General features: G+C 58.6%; 15 protein-coding genes and 2 pseudogenes. 7 read left to right on the top strand and 10 right to left on the bottom strand.

Features of this window, described 5'->3' with window-relative positions:
• Positions 1–111 precede the first annotated feature (111 nt).
• The 8 genes from katG to C8024_RS15225 all read right to left on the bottom strand — a co-directional run bounded on the left by katG (position 112) and on the right by C8024_RS15225 (position 9,335).
• Positions 112–2,349 carry a catalase/peroxidase HPI gene (gene katG, locus C8024_RS15260; RefSeq protein ID WP_173206685.1) on the bottom strand — a complete coding sequence of 746 codons (2,238 nt, stop codon included), beginning with the start codon at positions 2,347–2,349 and terminating at the stop codon, positions 112–114.
• Between the two features lie 90 nt (positions 2,350–2,439).
• On the bottom strand, positions 2,440–2,628 hold the full coding sequence (locus C8024_RS15255; RefSeq protein ID WP_173206682.1) for a hypothetical protein: 189 nt from the start codon (positions 2,626–2,628) through the stop codon (positions 2,440–2,442).
• Between the two features lie 161 nt (positions 2,629–2,789).
• Positions 2,790–3,686, bottom strand: a complete 897-nt coding sequence (locus C8024_RS15250; RefSeq protein ID WP_100092358.1) for an SDR family oxidoreductase — start codon at positions 3,684–3,686, stop codon at positions 2,790–2,792.
• Between the two features lie 1,042 nt (positions 3,687–4,728).
• Positions 4,729–5,415, bottom strand: coding sequence for a DUF4197 domain-containing protein (locus tag C8024_RS15245; protein ID WP_254305989.1), 687 nt, complete (start codon positions 5,413–5,415; stop codon positions 4,729–4,731).
• Positions 5,416–5,523: 108 nt separating this feature from the next.
• Entirely contained in the window at positions 5,524–6,048 is a 525-nt protein-coding gene (locus tag C8024_RS15240; RefSeq protein ID WP_173206679.1) for a hypothetical protein, read from the bottom strand.
• A 71-nt stretch (positions 6,049–6,119) separates the two neighbouring features.
• Positions 6,120–6,911 carry an SDR family oxidoreductase gene (locus C8024_RS15235; RefSeq protein WP_173206676.1) on the bottom strand — a complete coding sequence of 264 codons (792 nt, stop codon included), beginning with the start codon at positions 6,909–6,911 and terminating at the stop codon, positions 6,120–6,122.
• Between the two features lie 12 nt (positions 6,912–6,923).
• Positions 6,924–8,060: an acyl-CoA dehydrogenase family protein gene (locus C8024_RS15230; protein ID WP_100092361.1), complete on the bottom strand. Its 1,137-nt coding sequence runs from the start codon at positions 8,058–8,060 to the stop codon at positions 6,924–6,926.
• Positions 8,061–8,141: 81 nt separating this feature from the next.
• Positions 8,142–9,335, bottom strand: a complete 1,194-nt coding sequence (locus tag C8024_RS15225; RefSeq protein ID WP_100092362.1) for an acyl-CoA dehydrogenase family protein — start codon at positions 9,333–9,335, stop codon at positions 8,142–8,144.
• A 230-nt stretch (positions 9,336–9,565) separates the two neighbouring features.
• Between C8024_RS15225 and C8024_RS15220 the strand changes: the two genes are divergently transcribed.
• The 6 genes and pseudogenes from C8024_RS15220 (at position 9,566) to C8024_RS15190 (ending at position 16,195) form a co-directional block, all read left to right on the top strand.
• Positions 9,566–10,402, top strand: coding sequence for an SDR family NAD(P)-dependent oxidoreductase (locus tag C8024_RS15220; protein ID WP_173206673.1), 837 nt, complete (start codon positions 9,566–9,568; stop codon positions 10,400–10,402).
• Positions 10,399–11,828, top strand: a pseudogene (locus C8024_RS15210) (MFS transporter). Before C8024_RS15220 ends, C8024_RS15210 begins: the two are co-directional and overlap by 4 nt.
• A gap of 103 nt (positions 11,829–11,931) precedes the next feature.
• Positions 11,932–13,233, top strand: coding sequence for an acyl-CoA dehydrogenase family protein (locus tag C8024_RS15205; protein ID WP_100092365.1), 1,302 nt, complete (start codon positions 11,932–11,934; stop codon positions 13,231–13,233).
• Positions 13,234–13,242: 9 nt separating this feature from the next.
• Positions 13,243–14,328, top strand: coding sequence for a Zn-dependent alcohol dehydrogenase (locus C8024_RS15200; protein WP_173206667.1), 1,086 nt, complete (start codon positions 13,243–13,245; stop codon positions 14,326–14,328).
• 13 nt (positions 14,329–14,341) lie between these two features.
• Positions 14,342–15,403: a phosphotransferase family protein gene (locus tag C8024_RS15195; protein ID WP_254305988.1), complete on the top strand. Its 1,062-nt coding sequence runs from the start codon at positions 14,342–14,344 to the stop codon at positions 15,401–15,403.
• 1 nt (position 15,404) lies between these two features.
• Positions 15,405–16,195 (top strand): annotated as a pseudogene (locus C8024_RS15190) (SDR family NAD(P)-dependent oxidoreductase).
• Positions 16,196–16,204: 9 nt separating this feature from the next.
• On the opposite strand, the gene C8024_RS15185 reads toward C8024_RS15190, so the two are convergent.
• Together C8024_RS15185 and C8024_RS15180 are read right to left on the bottom strand one after the other, a co-directional pair.
• Positions 16,205–16,813 carry a hypothetical protein gene (locus tag C8024_RS15185; protein ID WP_173206664.1) on the bottom strand — a complete coding sequence of 203 codons (609 nt, stop codon included), beginning with the start codon at positions 16,811–16,813 and terminating at the stop codon, positions 16,205–16,207.
• 128 nt (positions 16,814–16,941) lie between these two features.
• Positions 16,942–17,457 (bottom strand): hypothetical protein, encoded by a 516-nt coding sequence (locus tag C8024_RS15180; RefSeq protein ID WP_173206662.1) that lies wholly within the window; start codon positions 17,455–17,457, stop codon positions 16,942–16,944.
• 522 nt (positions 17,458–17,979) lie between these two features.
• Here C8024_RS15180 and C8024_RS15175 point away from each other — a divergent pair.
• Entirely contained in the window at positions 17,980–18,915 is a 936-nt protein-coding gene (locus C8024_RS15175; RefSeq protein ID WP_173206659.1) for a hypothetical protein, read from the top strand.
• The last annotated feature ends 525 nt before the right edge of the window (positions 18,916–19,440 follow it).

Raw genomic sequence — 19,440 nt, 5'->3', positions numbered from 1 at the left:
CTGAAACGAGTTCAGGATGACGATGCTCCCAAACGATCGAAGCGCTCCAAAAGAAAAGCCCGGCGGCTACGGATCACGCGGCCACCGGGCTTTCCCTAAATCAAACGTGACCTAGAAACGGTCGGCGTTCATCACCTTGGTCCAGGCCGCCGCAAAATCCTCGACAAATTGCTGATCCGCATCATCCGCTGCATAGACCTCGGCAACCGCGCGCAATTCCGAATTGGATCCGAAAATCAGATCCACCGGCGTCGCGGTCCAGACCAATTTGTCCGTCTCGCGGTCGCGACCCTCGTACAGTCCGGGATTTTTGCCGGATTTCGACCATTTGGTTTTCATGTCGAGCAGGTTGACGAAAAAGTCGTTGCTCAGCTGGCCGGGGCTATCGGTGAAGATGCCGTGGGACGACTTGCCCGCATTGGCGTTCAGCGTCCGCAGCCCGCCGACCAGCACCGTCATTTCCGGAACCGTCAGGTTGAGCGCGTCGGCCTTGTCCACCAGCGCTGCCGCTGGTGCCAGATCGGCACCGGCCGCATAATAGTTGCGGAAGCCGTCGGCCTTGGGCTCGAGATAGGCGAAGGATGCCGCATCGGTCTGCGCCTGCGTGGCATCAACCCGTCCGGGCGTGAACGGCAGACTGACCTTGTGGCCGGCCTTGCTGGCGGCCTGTTCGACCGCAGCATTGCCGCCCAGCACGATCAGGTCAGCGAGCGAGACCTGTTTGCCGCCCGAAGCGCTCCGGTTGAAATCCTTCTGGATCGCTTCCAGCTTGCCCAGCACCTTGGTCAGTTCCGCCTTGTCATTGACGGCCCAGCCGCGTTGCGGGTCCAGCCGCAGCCGCGCGCCATTGGCACCGCCGCGCATATCGCTGCCCCGGAAGGTCGAGGCCGAAGCCCATGCCGTCCGCACCAGCTCGGGCGTCGTCAGACCAGAGGCCAGAATTTTCGACTTGAGCTGTGCCACATCCGCGTCACCGATCATCGCATAGTCAGCCGCCGGCAAGGGGTCCTGCCAGATGAAGCTCTGGCTCGGCACGTCGGCACCAAGATAGCGGGCCGAGGGACCGAGATCGCGATGGGTCAGCTTGAACCAGGCGCGGGCGAAGGCCGCCGCGAATTCGTCGGGGTTCTCATGCCAATGTTCGGCGATCTTGCGGAAACCGGGATCTTCCTTGATCGCAATATCAGTGGTGAACATGATCGGCGCATGGGTCTTGCCCGGAATATGCGCGTCGGGAACCATGTTGGCGGCATTCGGATCGCTCGGGATCCACTGCGTGGCACCGGCAGGGCTCTTGGTCTTGACCCATTCGAAGCCGAACAGATTGTCGAGATACTGGTTGGTAAACGCAATCGGATTGGCCGACCACGCGCCTTCGAGACCACTGGTAATCGTGTCCTCGGCATTGCCCTTGCCGCATTTGTTGGCCCAGCCCATGCCCTGAGCTTCAATGCCGGCAGCGGAAGGTTCGTCGCCCATGCATTCTTCGGGCTTGTGCGCGCCATGCGCCTTGCCGAACGTATGGCCACCGGCGATCAGCGCCAGCGTTTCCTCGTCATTCATCGCCATATTGCCGAAGGCTCGCCGGATATCGGCAGCGGCCGAGATCGGATCATGATTGCCGTTCGGACCTTCCGGATTGACGTAGATCAGGCCCATCTGGGTTGCGGCGAGCGAGCCCTTGAGATCGCCCTTGCCGTCGCGGCGATTGTCTTCCAGCATCTTGGCCTCGGGACCCCAGAACACCAGATCAGGCTGCCAGGCGTCCACGCGGCCACCGGCGAAACCGATGGTCTTGAAGCCCATATCCTCGAGCGAGACATTGCCAGTCAGCACCATCAGGTCGCCCCAGGACAATTTCCGGCCATATTTCTGCTTGATCGGCCAGACCAGACGGCGCGCCTTGTCGAGGCTGACATTGTCGGGCCAGCTGTTAAGCGGTTCGAACCTTTGCTCGCCGCCATCGGAGCCACCGCGACCGTCACCGACGCGATAGGTACCGGCGCTGTGCCAGGCCATGCGGATGAAAAACGGACCATAATGGCCATAATCGGCCGGCCACCAGTCCTGAGACGTGGTCAGAACCTTGCGGATATCTTCCTTGACCGCAGCGAGATCGAGCGTGGCGAACTCGGCGGCATAATCATAGTCCGGGCCATAGGGATTGGACTGTGCCTCATGCTGGCGGAGCGCCGCGAGGTCGAGACTTTGTGGCCACCAGTCCTTGTTGGACATGGCCCCCGGCGGATCCTGCACCACTGTGTTCTGGGCCTGGGCCGGACTGGCCATTACCAGCGGCGTCATCGACGCGGCCAGCAAGGCGAATAGCGAAACCTGTGATTTGAACATCTCTCTCTCCTGTTGTTTGTCCCGAATATTGTCGCGGAAGAAACTTTAGGCGCAGTCGAATGAATGTCGAAATCAGTAAATTTCCTGAGACTAATCGAAGTTGTCGATCATGATGCTGATGTTGAAATTGTGGCTGGCGAGACAGGCTGCGGCGTTCTGCGCAGCGCGGGAAGCGGTCTTGAAAGACACGGAACATGCGTCCTCTCCGAACACAAGAAAGAAGCCCGGCGGCCGGGTCGCTAAACCGCCGGACTTCTCCTGAATGCCCTTGAAGGGCAAGATGCGACATCAGGATTGTATCGAGTGAAATGTTTCATCAGATCGATGCCGCAGGATTTTATTAACCGCGATTCTTCGCGGGCACTGTGATCGCAATCACTGGCCAAAAGAAAAATCGGCGCGGTCAGATTTCCGGCGACACAGCGACCGCCACGACCGGGTTACACCGTACGTTTGGCCCGGTCTTTCTGGTTTTGGCCCTGAATTGCGTCCTTTGCCGCGTTCCATTCCTCGTCACCCCAGCCGAGCAGCTGCGAGAAATTGCCGCCGCTCGCAAGATAGCTGCCACCGTCAATGGCGATGGTCTGGCCGGTGAGATATTCGACACCGGGGCCGAGCAGGAAGGTTGCGAGATTGGCCAGTTCGTGCATTTCGCCCGGGCGGTTGATCGGTGCACCGCTGCGTTTGCGGTCCTCGTCGCTGCCGGTCGGGTTCAGGCGGGCGGACATGCCCTCGGTCGGGAACAGGCCTGGCGCGATGGCGTTGAGGCGGATATTGTGACGCGCCCATTCCACCGCAAGGCTCTGGGTCATCACGTTGATCCCGGCCTTGGACATCGCGCTCGGCACGGTGAAGGCGCTGCCGTTCCACACCCAGGTGGTCAGGATCGACACGACATTGCCGCGGGTCCCGCCCTCGATCCAGCGCTTGCCGATATCGTGGGTCATATAGAATGTGCCGCGGAAGACGATATTGGCAATCGCGTCGAAACCCCGGATCGAGAGATCTTCGGTGCGGGAAATGAAATTGCCGGCGGCATTGTTGATCAGGCCCGTGAGCGGACCATGTTGCTGCCAGATGATGTCGTTCATCTCGCTGATCATCTCGGCGCTGCGGATATCGCAGGGATGCGGAACGACTTTTCCGCCATGTTTTTCGACCAGTTCCTCGGCCGTTGCCTTGCACACATCGCCGCGCCGGCCGCAGATATGCACCTCCGCGCCCAGTTTGAGCAGGCCTTCGGCCATTTCCTTGCCAAGACCGGTGCCGCCGCCGGTTACGAGAATGCGTTCGCCCTTCATCAGGCCGTCGCGGAACATGAGTTTGCTGGTGTCCATATCATCCTGTCCTATTTTCTGGTTATGGTGACCATGCGAGATGAGTCGCCATAATCAAACTAGCAGTAATGATGCGGCAGAACAGGGGTATGTCGGGACAGGTCCCGGCGGTGCGGGCACGCAGAGGCGGCAGGCGGTGGCGGCAAAAAAACGGGAGCTTACCCGAAGATAAGCTCCCGCTGCGCCTCTGTTGGGGCAACCATCCTCTTGCGATTCCGGTGGCCGCTTGTTCGGCGTCGGGTTTCCGGTCCAGTGCGTTGATGGTCGGTTGTTATCCACGTGTCCGCTTGCGCTTCTTCGCTTCGGTTGCCGACCCGCAATTGGTCCAGTCACCTGATGATCCTTGTCCGTCTGATCCGTTCCGGCTTGCGCCTTCCCTTTTCGGACTTTCTCCGATCACCGACCGAGAGATCATTTTCCTTTTCTTGCGAAAACAAACTGGTCGTCTCGACCATCTTCCGGTTCCCGGGCTGTCCTGCGGGTCATTGCTGACTGGTCGCTGGTTCGTCCGTTTCCCTTCCGATGACCTATATATGCTCCCCGATGCCGAGTCGCTCCTAGGAGAAAAACGGAAGTTATCCACAGGCTATCCAGTTAGCGGTGGAAAACTCCTGCCGATACGGTGGATAAGCTTGGGATTCGGGATGACCGGCGGATTTTAGGGGATTTGTCCGCTGGTCCGGCTCTTTTCAAGGGAGGGGATGAATAAAGAACCGGACCTTTGGACCAATCCCGGCGCCTCGTTCGGGAGGAGGAGGAGGAGGCTGCCGGGATTGTAACTTCTTGCCTCAGACCTGGACCGTCGAGAACAGCACGATGCTGCTGGCGGAGAGGGCGGCGACAATATTGAAAAGCGTTTTCATGGATTTTCTCCTTATTTACAAACGCCTGTCAAACATCTCTTTTCCTGCGTAACTTACAGGCTGCAGATGGTCGCATGGTCATTAGGTTTCAATTGAAAATGGAGAATTAACTGTTGCGTGTTTTGCAACCGGGAATTCCGTTTCACCGGTGCCGATTGAAACCTAACCTGTTGTATTTGCTAAAACAGGTCCTTCAGCAGCTTCTTTCCCTTGTCGAGCGGGTCGCTGCGGAACTTGGCTTCCTCATTCGCAATATAGGCGAAGATGCCATCCATCGTCTGGTCGGTGACGCTATCCGTCAGGCCGTCGCGAGAGAGATCTGCACCGCCCAGCCGGGCCAGCGAAGAAACCGATCCGAGCTTTTCGACCTGCTGGTAGGCGCCCAGTTCGGTCAGGGCTTTTTCAACCAGCGGACGGACCTTCGCCGCGAGCTCTTCGCCGGAGGTCCGCCGCAGATAGTCTGAACCGGCTTTATTGCCGCCGGTTACGATTCCGACCCCGTCCTGCAGGGTGAGGCCGTCAATCGCCGAGCGGAACACGGGTTTGGCTTCGAGCGCCGCCCGTCCGGCAGCGTCGTTGAGGGTTTTGGTAATATCCTTGGTCAGGCCCGCCTTGCTGGTGAAGCGCAGGATGCTCGTGGCCTTCTCCAGCGGACCGGGCAGCAGAATCCGCACCGCTTCGTCGGCATAGAAAGCACCGGGCTGGGACAGCTTGTCGAGCGCGTTGTCGGAGGCATCGCCCAATATGCTTTTCACGCCGGTGGATTGCGCCACCGCCGGTGTCGCGGCGAAAGAGACCATTGCCACCGGCGCTGCCGCCAGAGCGAGCGAGGCAAGGATTCTTGCAGAGGTTGTTCCGTGACGCATGACCGTTTCTCCTGTTTATGTCAGGCGATCATAGCATATTCCGGTGGCCAGCCCCTGAACAATCAGGACGCCTGGTAAAATCATGCAAATATGCGGCTGCGCGCCGGCCTATTTCCGTTCGGAAAACTCCAGAACGCCCTTGGTCTCGTTGGCCGACAGTCCGGTGAGCGCCAGCGCGAACGGATCACCTTCATCGGTCTGCCCCGACAGGCTGGTTCCCTCGCGTGCCACCTTGAAATCATTGCCGGTCAATTGCTTTTCATACCAGTCGGCCAGTTCGTCCGCGCTGATGGGCGCCTTGAAACCGATGCGGACCTTGCCGCCCTGCCCGTCCTTGTCCTCGATATCGAAACTCGTGACTTGGCTACCGGGATAGAGGTCGACATCGTTCATATCGAAATCGTCGCTGTCGAGCGTGATCGATGGCAAGTCGATTTCCATCGAGAAACCATCGGCCTTGATCGAGAATTTGCTGTCTTCCCCGTCACCACCGATTCTGACTTTCTCGTCATCAGATTGGCTGTCATCGCTGAAATCGATGGAAACGCCGGAACCGTCGCCGTCGTCAGCCTTGCTGCAAGCGGACAGGCCCAACGGCAAGGCGGCCAATAAGATCAGATATTTGTTCGACATGGGTATTTCTCCAGACTGTATTGTTGTATTAATACAGTCTGGAGCTAAATTGGTCAAGCGGCAAAGCCGGATCAGCCGTCTATCGACGCTCCGGGATTGGCAGCATTGACGATTCCGCCATCGACGGGGATGGTCGTGCCGATGACATAGTCACCGGCCGAGCTTGCCAGGAACACGGCGGTGGAGGCCATGTCCTCGGGCCGGCCGATGCGTTTCGCCGGAATGCCTTTCTCGACCGCATCTTCGTGGTCGCGGGCCGCCTTGTTCATGGTCGAGGCAAAGGCACCCGGCGCTATGCCGGTCATGATAATATCTTCCTGCACCAGCTTCGAAGCCATTTTGCGGGTCAGATGAATGACCGCCGCTTTCGATGCCTGATAGCTGTAGGTCTCCCACGGGTTGACCTTCATACCGTCAACCGACGCGATATTGATGACCTTGGCCGGACGTTCGAAACTGGCGGCTGCCTTCAGCTGCGGGTGCAGCGCCTGGGTCAGAAAGAACAGGCCTTTGACATTGGTGTCCATGACCTTGTCCCAGCCGGATTCGGGGAAATCGACATATTCCGCGCCCCAGGCGACGCCGGCATTGTTGACGAGAATGTCGAGCTTCTCTTCGCGCGATGCAATTTCTGCTGCCAGCGCCTTGCAGCCTTCATAGGTCGAAATATCGCCCTGGATATAGGTGCAATTCTCGCCGAATTCGGCAGCCGCCGCTTCGCCCTGATCCGCCTTGCGGCCGGAAATATAGACTTTTGCGCCCTGCGCGAGAAATCCTTCGGTGATCATCGCGCCGATGCCACGCTGGCCGCCGGTGACGAGCGCCACACGGCCTTCGAGCGAGAAAAGTTTGTTAAAATCCATCGTCATTATCCTTTAATAGCCGTGCATTTCGGCGACGAGATTGGTGTGATAGTTCACATCGCCCATGAATTCCTGCAGCGCGCGGTCGCGCTTCATATAGAGGCCGATGTCATATTCGTCGGTCATACCAACGCCGCCGTGCATCTGAACGCCTTCCTTGACCGAGAGTGACGTGGCCTTGCCCGCCTTGGCCTTGGCAACCGAAACCATCAGATCCGCCTTGGACGAGCCTTCGTCGAGCATTTGCTGCGCTTTCAGAACGGCAGCACGGGCAATTTCCATTTCGCTGTAGAGATGGGAGATGCGGTGCTGCAAGGCCTGGAACGAGCCGATCAGTTCGCCGAACTGGCTCCGGCCCTTGATATAGTCGACGGTGATATCCATCGAGCCCGCGCCCACGCCGAGCGTTTCGGCAGCCGCGCCGGCGCGGCCAGCGTTCAGCAAGCGGCGCAGCACGGTGTCGCCATCGTCCACCTCGCCGATCACCGCGTCGGCATCGACCGTGACGCCGTCAAATTGGACATGGGCCGCCATCGCGCTGTCGACCAGCCGCGCGCTGTCCCGCGAAACGCCCGCCGCATTGGCATCGACGGCGAACAGGGTTAGGCCTTTGTCATCGCCAGCCGCACCGCTGGTCCGCGCAGCAACGATCAACATATCGGCCGAGCCGCCCTGCACGACAAATTGCTTTTTGCCGTCCAGTTTGAAACCATTGCCTTCGCGGGTTGCGGCCATGCCGATCTGGTCGGGGCGATGTTTCGCGCCTTCGTCAATCGCCAGACCGAGAACAGTCTCGCCGGCCAGAATGCCCGGGAAATATTTGTCGCGCAGCGCCTTGCCGCCGGCATTGAGCGCTTCCACACCCGCTACTGCCGTCGTCAAAAAGGGCGACGGCGTCAGGTTGCGACCGATTTCCTCGAGCACCACGCCGGCCTCGATATGGCCGAGACCCAGGCCGCCCTCGTCTTCGCCGATCATTATGCCGGTGAAACCCATTTCCGCGAACTGCTTCCACAGAGCGTGGGAGAATCCGTCCTTGCATTGCTTGTCCCGAAATTCACGGAGATGCGCTACCGGCGCCTCGCCCTTCATAAACTCGGCTGCACTGTCGTGGAGCATCTGCTGGTCGTCGTTCAAATAAAGCGGCATGTTCTAGTCCTTGTCTGAAATTGTGCGCGGCGGGTTCGGGCACGAGCCGGTCCCGCCATCATGGCAATGGGATATGGCCTGTCAGGCGCCGGGCAGTCGCAATATCTGCTTGGATATGACGTTCAGCATCACTTCGCTGGTGCCGCCTTCGATACTGTTCGCCTTGGTCCGCAGCCAGCTGCGGGCGGTCATCCCGCCGTTGGTCGCGTCGCTCTCCCATTCAAGCACTTCGCTGCCACCGGCCGACATGATCAGCTCGTGGCGGCGCTTGTTGATTTCGGTGCCGGCATATTTCATCATATTGGGCTGTGCCGGGTGGCAAAGCCCCGCCTTGAACGTATCGCCAAAGCGCTCGGCCATGGCGCGGAATGCCAGGACTTCGATATCCATTTCGGCCATTTGCGCGCGTAGCATCGGATCGTCGAGACGGCCCATTTCATCGCGTCCGACCTGGTCGGCAAATTTGGCGCCCAGCGATGTCGCGCCTTCCGAACCGCCGCCGGAAATCATGCTGCGCTCGTGGCCCAGCAGATATTTGGCAACGTCCCAGCCCTTGTTGACTTCATAGACGACAGAGGAAACGCCCTCGCCATATTCTTTCGGCACTTTGACATCATCGAAAAATGTCTCGCAGAAGGCCGACTGGCCGGAGATCAGAACGATCGGCTTGGTGCTGACGCCTTCGCTGGTCATGTCGAACAGCATGAAGGAAATGCCCTTGTGCTTTTCATTCTTGTCAGTCCGCGTCAGACAAAAGATCCAGTCAGCCTTGTCGGCATAGCTGGTCCAGATTTTCTGGCCGTTGATCAGGAAATGATCGCCCTTGTCGACCGCGCTGGTTTGCAGCGAGGCCAGATCGGAACCGGAGCCCGGCTCGGAATAACCCTGACACCAGCGGATTTCACCGCGCGCAATCGGCGGCAGGAAATGTTTCTTCTGCGCTTCGGTACCGAAATGCAGCAGTGCGGGGCCAAGCATCCAGATGCCGAAGCTCGACAGAGGCGACCGGCATTTGAGCCGGGCCATTTCCTGGCCGAGGATTTTGGCTTCGGCCCGTGACAATCCGCCACCGCCATATTCTTTCGGCCAGTCGGGAACCGTCCAGCCCTTGGCCGCCATGATATCCAGCCATTCTTTCTGGCCCGGCTTGAAGGTCGCATTGCGTCCGCCCCAGACGGCATCTTCTTCGCCGGTCATCGGCTCGCGCATCTCCGGCGGGCAATTGGCTTCGAGCCATGCAGCGGTCTCCGCGCGGAATGTTTCCAGATCGGACATCACGATTTTCCTTTTAATTGAGCAATTAAAGTTGGACTATCATAATTGCGTTGATCGATTCAATGATTCCCTTGGCCTGACGGCGAAAAAATCGGAGGATCGGACGCAGGACTGGTTCACCATCATCCGGCCTTGAGATTTCCGTAACGGAAACGAGGGCCGGCGGCACAAGCGATTGACGCTCACGGGCTTCATCGCTTTACTGCCGGAAAAAACGGGAGCGCAAGAGGATGAGATTTAAAGGCAAAACCGCCGTGATTACCGGCGGATCATCGGGCATAGGACGCGGCAGCGTCGAACTGTTCCTCCGCGAGGGTGCGACCGTCGTGATGGGCGATATCGACGAAGCGGAAGGCACCGCGATGATGTCGGCGATGGGCGAAAATTTTCTGTTCAAGGCATGCGACGTTACGCAGGAAGCCGAGATCAAGGCGCTGATGGACTATGCCGCCGAAGAGACCGGCGGCATCGATATCGTCTTCAACAATGCCGGTGCCGGTGGGCCGCGCGATCCAATCGACGAGATCAGCGGCGATGACTGGGACTTTGCCATGGCGCTGCTGCTGAAATCGGTCGCGATGGGCATTCGCCATGCCGCGCCGCATCTCAAGGCACGCGGCGGCGGAGCGATCGTCAATACCGCCTCTATCTGTTCCTTTCAGGCAGGCTATGGCCCGATTGCCTATTCCACCGCCAAGGCCGGTGTGCTGCACCTGACCAAGGTCGCCGCGGCCGAGCTCGCACAATATAAGATCCGGGTAAACGCAATCTGCCCGGGCTTTATCCAGACCAATATTTTCGCCTCCACTGTCGGCGCGAACAAGGAGGAGACACAGGCAATCAATACGGTTCTCGGCCAGGCCGCTGCCAGCGCGCAGCCGGTTGCCCGTCCCGGCGTCCCCGCTGACATCGCCGAAGCGGCAGCCTATCTCGCGTCGGATGCCGCCGGCTTTGTCACCGGCACGCATATATTGGTCGACGGCGGCATGCTGGTCGGCACCCAGGGCAGCTGGGATCCGGAAGTGCCGGGCATGCTGGATGCCATTTTGCCGGAGCATTTGCGTTGACAGAGGCGTCCGACAAGCTTCCCCTCCCGACCAAGATTCTATACGGGTTCGGCGCCTCCGCCTACGGGATCAAGGACAACGGCTTTTCCGTCTTCCTGCTCTATTATTATAATCAGGTCGTCGGCATGCGCGCCGATGTAGTCAGTCTGGCGATCGCCATTGCGCTGTTTGTCGATGCGTTTATCGATCCGCTGATCGGCCAGATGACCGACCGGACCCGAACCCCGATCGGCGTCGTCACCCGTGGCTCTATGGCGCCGCTTTTCCCATCGCGATTGCCTGGCTGCTATTATGGCACCCGCCGGAGACCAGCGCCACGCTGCAATTCTTCTATCTGCTGACCATGGCGATGCTCGTCCGGATCACCTTGTCCGCCTACGAGGTCCCTTCGCTCGCGCTGCTGCCGGAACTCAGCCGCGACTATCATGACCGCACCAGCACCTTGCGCTATCGCACCCTGTTCGGCTGGGCGAGCGGTCTTGGCATCATGGTCTTCGCTTATGGCGTGCTGCTGGTACCGAGCGAGAAATATCCCGTCGGCATGCTCAACGTCGACGGCTATTCGACTCTCGCCATCGTCGGCGCCTGTATCATGGCCTTTGCCGTTCTGGTTTCGGCGATGAGCACCCACAAGCGCATGGTCGGCCGCTACAAGGCCGAAAGCAGCCCGCCAAAGACGGCGGAAGGCTTTGGTGAAATGCTCTCTGCATTTCGGTTCTCGCCCTTTCTGCTGCTGATGTTTGCGGGCGTCTTCGCCTTCACCAATCAGGGCCTGCTATTCGCCATGACCCCTTATCTGCTGACGCATGTCTGGGAATTTGGCTCGGCAGAAATGACCCTCTATTCGGCGGTCCTGTTCATCGGCGTCATATTGGCGTTTCTGCTGGTCACCCCGATCTCCAAGCGCACCGGAAAGCCGAAGGGCGCCGCCCTGCTGACGGCCTTTGCCGTGATCGTCGGTACGGCGCCTTACTGGCTGCGGATGGTCGATCTGTTCCCGGCGCCCGGCTCGCCGAATCTGATCCCGGTCCTGTTCACCTTTCTCGTCATCAACATAGCGGCGGGCATTTCGGCGATGATCCTGACCATGTCGATGATGGCCGATGTCACCGATGCTTACGCCTTTGAAGTTGGCAAGCGGACGGAAGGCCTGTTCTCCTCCGGCATGTGGTTCATGCAGAAAATGGTCGGCGGCATGGGCATATTGCTGTCCGGGCTGATCATTTCCTTCATCCAGCTGCCCGCGCAAGCGGTGCCCGGGACGGTGGATCGCGCCATTGTCGACAATCTGGCGCTGATTTTCGTAAGCATGGTGACAGCGATCGGTATCGCCGGGACCTGGGCCTATACCCTGTTCCCGCTCGGCGAGCAGGACCATAGCGACCGCATCGCGAAGCTGTCGGCGAGCATGCCGAAGGTGAAATGAGGCAATCGGAATAAAACTGCTCCGGCTAGTCGTTTTCGCTGTGGCAAAGCCAGACGGCCTCTGATAAGTTAATTGCATAGTTAAAAAAGAAAAGGATTTGGGCATGGATTTTGATCTCACGGAAAAGCAGGAATATTGGCGCAACCGGGTCCGCGACCATATCGAGACTCACCTCCGTCCCCGCATGGCCGACTTTCACAAGGAAGAATCCACCGGCGAGCGCTGGAAAGTTCTCCAGGTCGTCGAAGAAGAGAAGAAAAAGGCCAAGGAAGCCGGCATCTGGAACCTCTTCATGCCGCCAGCCAATCCCAATCTGACGCATATTGACGATGTATTTGAATTTGAAGGCCCCGGCCTGACCAATCTCGAATATGCGCTGTGCGCCGAAGAAATGGGCCGCGTTGGCTTTTCTTCCGAAGTGTTCAACTGCTCGGCTCCCGATACCGGCAATATGGAAGTGTTCCACCGCTACGGCACGCTGGAGCAGAAAGAACAATATCTGCGTCCCTTGATGAACGGTGAAATCCGCTCGGCCTTCCTGATGACCGAGCCAGCCGTTGCATCGTCCGACGCGACCAATATCGAAACCGCGATTGTCCGCGACGGCGACGAATATGTCATCAACGGCCGCAAATGGTGGTCCTCGGGCCTCGGCGATCCGCGTTGCAAAATCGCGATTGTCATGGGCAAGACCACCTTCGAGGGCAGCCGCTATACGCAGCAGTCCCAGATCCTGATGCCGACCGACGCACCGGGCGTGAACATCATCCGTCACCTGCCGGTCTTCGGCTATGACGATGCGCCGCACGGCCATATGGAAGTCGAGATGAAGGACGTTCGCGTTCCCGCATCGAACATCATCCTTGGCGAAGGGCGCGGCTTTGAAATTGCCCAGGGTCGCCTCGGCCCCGGTCGTATCCATCACTGCATGCGGACCATCGGTGTCGCCGAAGAAGCGCTCGAGAAAATGGTCAAGCGCCTGCAGTCGCGTATCGCGTTCGGCAAGCGCATTTCCGAACATAGCGTCTGGGACGAGCGCGTTGCCCGTGCCCGGATCGACATCGACATGAGCCGTCTGCTCTGCCTGAAAGCAGCCGACATGATGGACAAGGTCGGCAACAAATATGCCAAGGCGGAAATCGCCATGATCAAGGTTCAGGCTCCGAATATGGCGCTGAAGATCATTGATGATGCGATCCAGGCCCATGGTGGCGGCGGCGTTTCCGACGATTATGGTCTCGCCAGCGCCTATGCCCATCAGCGGACCCTGCGGCTCGCCGATGGTCCGGACGAAGTGCACAATCGCACGATCGCCAAGATGGAATATGGCAAATATGCCGAAACCGCCGATGGCAGCAAGATGCAGGAAAGCTTCTCGTCCGGCGACATGGGCGCAACCCGTTAGGATATTGTAATGAAGGCAGCAGTACTGGTCGAAGCGGGCAAACCGCTCGTCATAGAGGATGTCGTAATTTCCAAACCGGGACCGCATGAAGTGCTGATCCGGACGGCGGCCTGCGGGCTTTGCCATTCGGATCTGCATTTTATCGACGGCGCCTATCCGCATCCCCTGCCCGCTATCCCGGGCCATGAGGCAGCGGGCATTGTCGAGGCGATCGGCAGCGAAGTTCGCACCGTCGCCGTCGGCGATGCCGTGGTGTCCTGCCTCTCCGCCTATTGCGGTCATTGCGAGTTTTGCGTGACCGGCCGCATGTCCCTGTGTCTCGGCGCGGACACACGGCGGGGTCCGGATGAAGCACCGCGGATCACCCGGCCCGATGGCTCGACCGTGGGCCAGATGCTCAATCTTTCGGCCTTTGCCGAGCAGATGCTGATCCACGAACATGCCTGCGTGCGGATCGATCCCGACATGCCGCTGGACCGTGCTGCCGTCATTGGCTGCGCGGTAACCACCGGCGCGGGCACGATCTTCAATGCGTGTAAGGTCACGCCAGGCGAAACCGTGGCGGTCGTCGGTTGCGGCGGGGTTGGCCTTGCCACCATCAACGCCGCGAAAATTGCTGGCGCGGGCCGGATCATTGCCGCCGATCCGATCAAGGAAAAGCGCGATCTGGCGGTCAAGCTGGGCGCGACCGACGTGGTCGACGCGATGGCCGACGATGCCGCCGGACAGATTGTCGAAATGACCAAGGGCGGCGTCGATCACGCGATCGAAGCGGTCGGTCGTCCGGCCTCGGGCGATCTCGCGGTCGGTTCGCTGAAACGCGGCGGCACCGCGACCATTCTCGGCATGATGCCGCTTGACCATAAGGTCGGCCTGAGCGCGATGGATCTGCTGTCCGGCAAGAAATTGCAGGGCGTGCTGATGGGCGAGAACCGCTTCCCCGTGGACATCCCGCGGCTGGTGGATTTCTACCTGCGCGGAATGCTCGATTTGGATAGCATTGTCGCCGAAACCATTCCGCTAGAGCAAATCAACGACGGTTTTGACAAAATGAAAAAAGGCGATGCGGCACGGTCCGTGATCGTCTTTAGCTAAAAGAGGAACTTCCATGAATCCACAGGAAGACATGACTGGCACAATGGAAGTGCCCGAGAAGGACAAACTGGACGAAGCGAGCCTGGCCCGCTGGATGGAAGCCAATGTTGAAGGCTATGCCGGTCCGCTGACCCTGACCAAGTTCAAGGGCGGCCAGTCCAATCCGACCTACAAGATAGACACGCCGACAACCTCCTATGTCTTGCGCAAGAAGCCGTTCGGCAAGCTCCTGCCCTCGGCCCATGCGGTGGACCGCGAATTCCGGGTGATTGCGGGTCTCTATCCAGCCGGCTTCCCGGTCGCCAAACCTTATGGTCTGTGCGAAGATGACAGCGTGCTCGGCACGATGTTCTACATCATGGGCATGGCAGACGGCCGGACGCTGTGGGACGGCACTTTGCCGGACAGCGATCCCGCCGAACGCACGGCCATCTATCACGAAATGATCGATACGCTGGCCAAGCTGCACAGCTATGACCCGACCGAACTGGGCCTGGAAAAGCACGGCAAACCCGGCAATTATTGCGAGCGCCAGATTTCGCGCTGGACCCAGCAATATCGCCTGTCCGAGCTGCAGGAAATTCCGGAAATGGACAAGTTGATCGAGTGGCTGTCCAGAACCATCCCGGAACAGAAAGGCTTTGGCATCGTCCATGGCGATTACCGGCTCGACAATATGATTTTTGCCCATGACGAGCCCAAGGTCATCGCGGTTCTCGACTGGGAGCTTTCAACCCTCGGAGATCCGATTGCCGATTTCGCCTATTGGCTGATGGCCTATGAGATGGAGCCGGAAGGCCGCAGCGGTCTCAAAGGTATCGATCTGGCCGCCCTCGGCATCCCTTCCCGCGAAGAAGCTATTGCGCGCTACTGCGAAAAATCGGGCATGGCCGAACTGCCGCCGATGGACTGGTATCTGGCCTATAATTTGTTCCGGATTGCTGCTATTCTGCAAGGCATTCAGAAGCGGGTTGCCGATGGCACCGCCAATAGCGCCGCCGCGGCCGAAATGTCGGACCGGGTGACACCCTTGGCACAAGCCGGATGGGAAGTCGCAAAACGCGCAGGAGCATAAAATGGACCTCAAAGGCAAAGTTGCGATCATCACGGGTGCCGGTAGCGGCATCGGACGGGCCTCTGCCCTGCTCTTTGCCGAACATGGCGCCAAGGTCATCGCCAGCGATGTCACCGATGCGGTGGAAGACACCGCCAAGGGCTCCGAAGGCAATATCATCGCGATCAAGGCCGATGCCGGATCGGAAGGCGATGTCGAAATGCTGGTGGAAGCCGCTGAACAGCGCTTTGGCGACCTGCATGTCTTTTTCGCCAACGCCGGTATCGGTGGCGGCTTTGAAGGGATTTTCGACAGCAGCGTTGCCGAATGGCAGGAAGTGCTCCGCGTCAATCTGATCGGGCCATTTCTTGCCTGCAAATATGCCGGTAAGGTGATCGCAGAAAGCAAGCACGGCGGCTCCATCATCTGCACCGCCAGCGTCGCCGGCATCCGGTCGGGCGCCGGTGGTCCGGCCTATTCCGCTTCCAAGGCCGGCGTTATCAATCTGGTAAAAGTCGCCTCACAGCAATTCGCGACATCCAATGTCCGCTGCAACGCCATTTGTCCCGGCATTACCGAAACCGGCATGACCCAGTTCATCTACGACAAGGCCCGCGAAAAGGCAAGGAAGACCGGCTAGGCTATCTCAATCCGCTACGCCGCGGCGCTGCGCCTTCGGAGATGGCGGAAGTGGCACTTTTTCTGGCCTCCGACCGGTCATCCTATGTCAATGGACAGGCGATTGCGGTCGACGGCGGACTAAGCGCTTCGCACCCGGTCACCCGCCAGGAATTTGGCAGGACGGCCGTTTAAAATCGAGGACTAGTTCGCAAAAGCGAGATCGCCGTTTCCGAGCTGTACGAAGTCGACGCGCCCCTGGCTGGCTCCGCACAGGAACGAGCGCTGGTCGCTGTTCGACAATGAACCTTCAACCCGCCAGCCGGCTCCATCACGCGACACCGACTGGATTGTCGACACCCGCGCATCACGGCCCGCTTGTCTTTCCGCTGCATCGGAACAGACATTGATCGCCAGGTCCATGTCGCCGGTGCTGCTATAATATCCATTGTTCGAACGCCGGTCGTCGTAGCGCGGGGCATCGTCGCGATAGTCACGATCTTCATAGCGCCGGTCGCGGTTGTTCTTGGAAGCCGCGCTGGCAATCGCGGCAATCCCGCCGATCACCAATATACCGGCCAGGACATCACCACCGTCAATCCCGCCGCGATGACGACGATGGCCGCGATAGCCACGATAGCCGCGATAGCTGCGCCATCCTTCCACCGTGTCATTTTCGGCGCTCCAGCCGAGCGCGCTGCTGTCGATCGGCGTTGCAATGGCAACAGCGCCGGGCATCGGCGCAGCCATGGCTGGCGAGAACCCGGTAAAAATCATAGCAGTGGAGGCTGCAATGGCGGAAAATCTGGTCATTTTGGTCATGTCATCACCCCGTTGAGTGCCGGTCCCGCACCCGGAGACCTGCCATGCCATCATATATAGATGGCCCAGCCTGTCACCAGGCTGAACCATCATTTTACCTCTGGAAATGCAGAGCGCTTCTAGCGGCGGGCATATTTGAGCCCGCTGAATTGCACGTCGCTCACCCGGTTGCCATCGACATAGCAAGTGAACTTGCCTTTGTCGGAATAGCTGTTCCGGTTGTACCGGCCGCGATTCTGTTCGACCAGGATATTGCCCTTGATCCGGTAACCGTTGCGGGTCCGGTCGATATCGCGGATGTCGGTAACCGACGCCCGGCCACGATAGGTGGCACCCTGTTCAGCGGCCCGAACGCAGCGGTTTACCGCGCTCCGCTGATCGATCTGGCGATAGCGATTATTGGCATATCGGTCATTGCGGTAACGGTCACCGCGATAATCGGCATCATGATATCCCCGGTCCTTGCTGTTCGAACTGGCAATCGCGGCAATTGCGCCGATGATCGCCACACCGGCGATTACTTCGCCAGCGCTCGGTCCGCCATTGCGGCCATCCTTTGCCATTGCGGGGGTAGCAGAAACGGCCATTGCAGCAGCAGCAGCGGTTCCGACAAGAGCCTTGTTCAACTTGTTCATGTCCACTTTCCTTTCACACTGCCCGAAACCTTTTCCCGAGCTTGCAAAGCCCTTTTAGGGGAGTCGGCTTGAGTGAAGGCTGAACTGGCCTGACAGGATTTGTTCATGTTAAAGGCTATTTTTATGAACGCATGGGAGAAATGCGAGCAATATATGGCTCTTTCCCGTATGTAGCGGGACAGGAGCTACTAGAGTGAAGGACAAAAGGATATAAAGCACTGGAAATCGTTCTTCGGGCTGGTGCGAATAAGAAGCATCGAGTGCCGCCCCCGCGAGGCCCAACCGCCCCGGTGCAAAATGATATCTCGGAAAATCAAAACCCCTTTCGATCCAGTTGCGGACACAGCGATCCCGTGCGATATATTTCGCAGTGACAATTGAACTGTTGCACTAGTCTCTGGTTGTCTAGGGAGGGTTGACTTGAAATTTTGGCACCGGCACGCCCCAGTCATCGCACCTGCGTTGCTCATAGCTGGCTGTGGAAGTGCTGCTCCAGATGTAGTTCCTGCGCTGGGCAATTGCATGACCGAAGAAGGCTGGGCAGAATGGACTGGACCTTGTTTTCTCGGTCAGGCTGAGGGCAAAGGCATCGCCACCTACGAGGACGGAATTTTTGCAACCATTGAGGGGCATTTTGACGGGGGCATTCCTCAGGGTGAAGTTGAGATAACTTACAGCTCTGGCGCGAAATATAGCGGTTCGCTCAAGGATGGCGAATATCACGGCTTTGGAACGCGTCAAGCAAGCTGGGGCGAGGCCTACTCTGGAAACTGGAACGAAGGATATCGTGACGGAATTGGACGCTATACGGGACAAGATGGCAAAATTGTTGAAGGCCTCTGGGATCGCGGCAGGCTAATTGGAAGCTGGTTTTCGGCCGCAAACACCGATTGCGAAATTTGGTGGGCGGGGACTGGCTCAGACCCAGTTGGTACTCTCGCTTGGGATGGGGCTTGCGTAAATGGCCGGGCTAACGGTCCCGGTAAAATAGATTGGACGGACGAAACGCCAGCAGCCGCCAGCGGAGCGACCATAGAATTCAGAGGAACGCTTTCAGGCGGTAAACTCAATGGCGAGGGCGTCTGGACGCAAACAAACAGATATTCAAATGTTATCCATCGGAAAGTCAGTAAGGGCACATGGGTTGACGGCGCGCGTGAGGGCTACGGCACGGACGTGAAGAGAGCGAATTTCTGGACGGCAGTTTCAAGGGAGCAACCACGACTTACTCTGGTGGTTGGGAAAATGGGAAATTCTCCGGAGACGGTGAACGTGTCAACACCAAGACCTACAACGATGGCGGTGTTGAGTCGGAGAAGGAGCAAGGTTCATTTGTTAAAGGTACCATGCGGCAGGGAGTGGCTACACGGCATCGCAGAGTGGCCGAGGGCGAAGACTCGACTGAAATGGTCGGCGGTCGATTTGAAAGTCGCCAGTTCATTGGCTTTGGCACTGTAATGACGCGGCGGCGCATCGACGGAGATTATTATCACAGCGTTGTCAGATACGACGGTCCAACCGCTGACGGTGGTGAAGGGATAATTCAATATGCGGACGGAGACACGTTCATCGGAAGTATGAAGGCTGAGATGGGTCAGAGCGACAGCCCGCTATTGGGGCGCTGTGTGCTGCCCTCAGTCGGTTTTGTCGGGAGGTGCAAGTCAACCTCTGTCACGCTTTCTTCCCAGGAATGGAAGACTTGTTTGTCGCCCGTGAATGACGAAGGCCAATGTCTGAAAGAGATTGCTCGCTTCGTCTCCTGAAATTGATTTGCTGCAAAGTCCGCCTCTACACCCATTGTGATAGTTCTTTGAAACGCAGGCTAACGTCCGCTTTCGGGAACACGCAGGCATCGGCTTGAGCAACGCTCAAAATCTGCTACCCACTCAACTCCAGAACCTCTGGTCTCCTAACAGCGCCCACTGGCGGCGCTTCAACTTAACCAGTTTACCGGTAAAATGTTGACCCTACGAACACCCCGCC

It is taken from the genome of Sphingopyxis sp. BSNA05 (assembly GCF_013265645.1).
Lineage (GTDB): Bacteria > Pseudomonadota > Alphaproteobacteria > Sphingomonadales > Sphingomonadaceae > Parasphingorhabdus.
The sequence above is the reverse complement of the archived record's forward strand: the minus strand, read 5'-3'. Positions and strand labels throughout refer to the sequence as shown.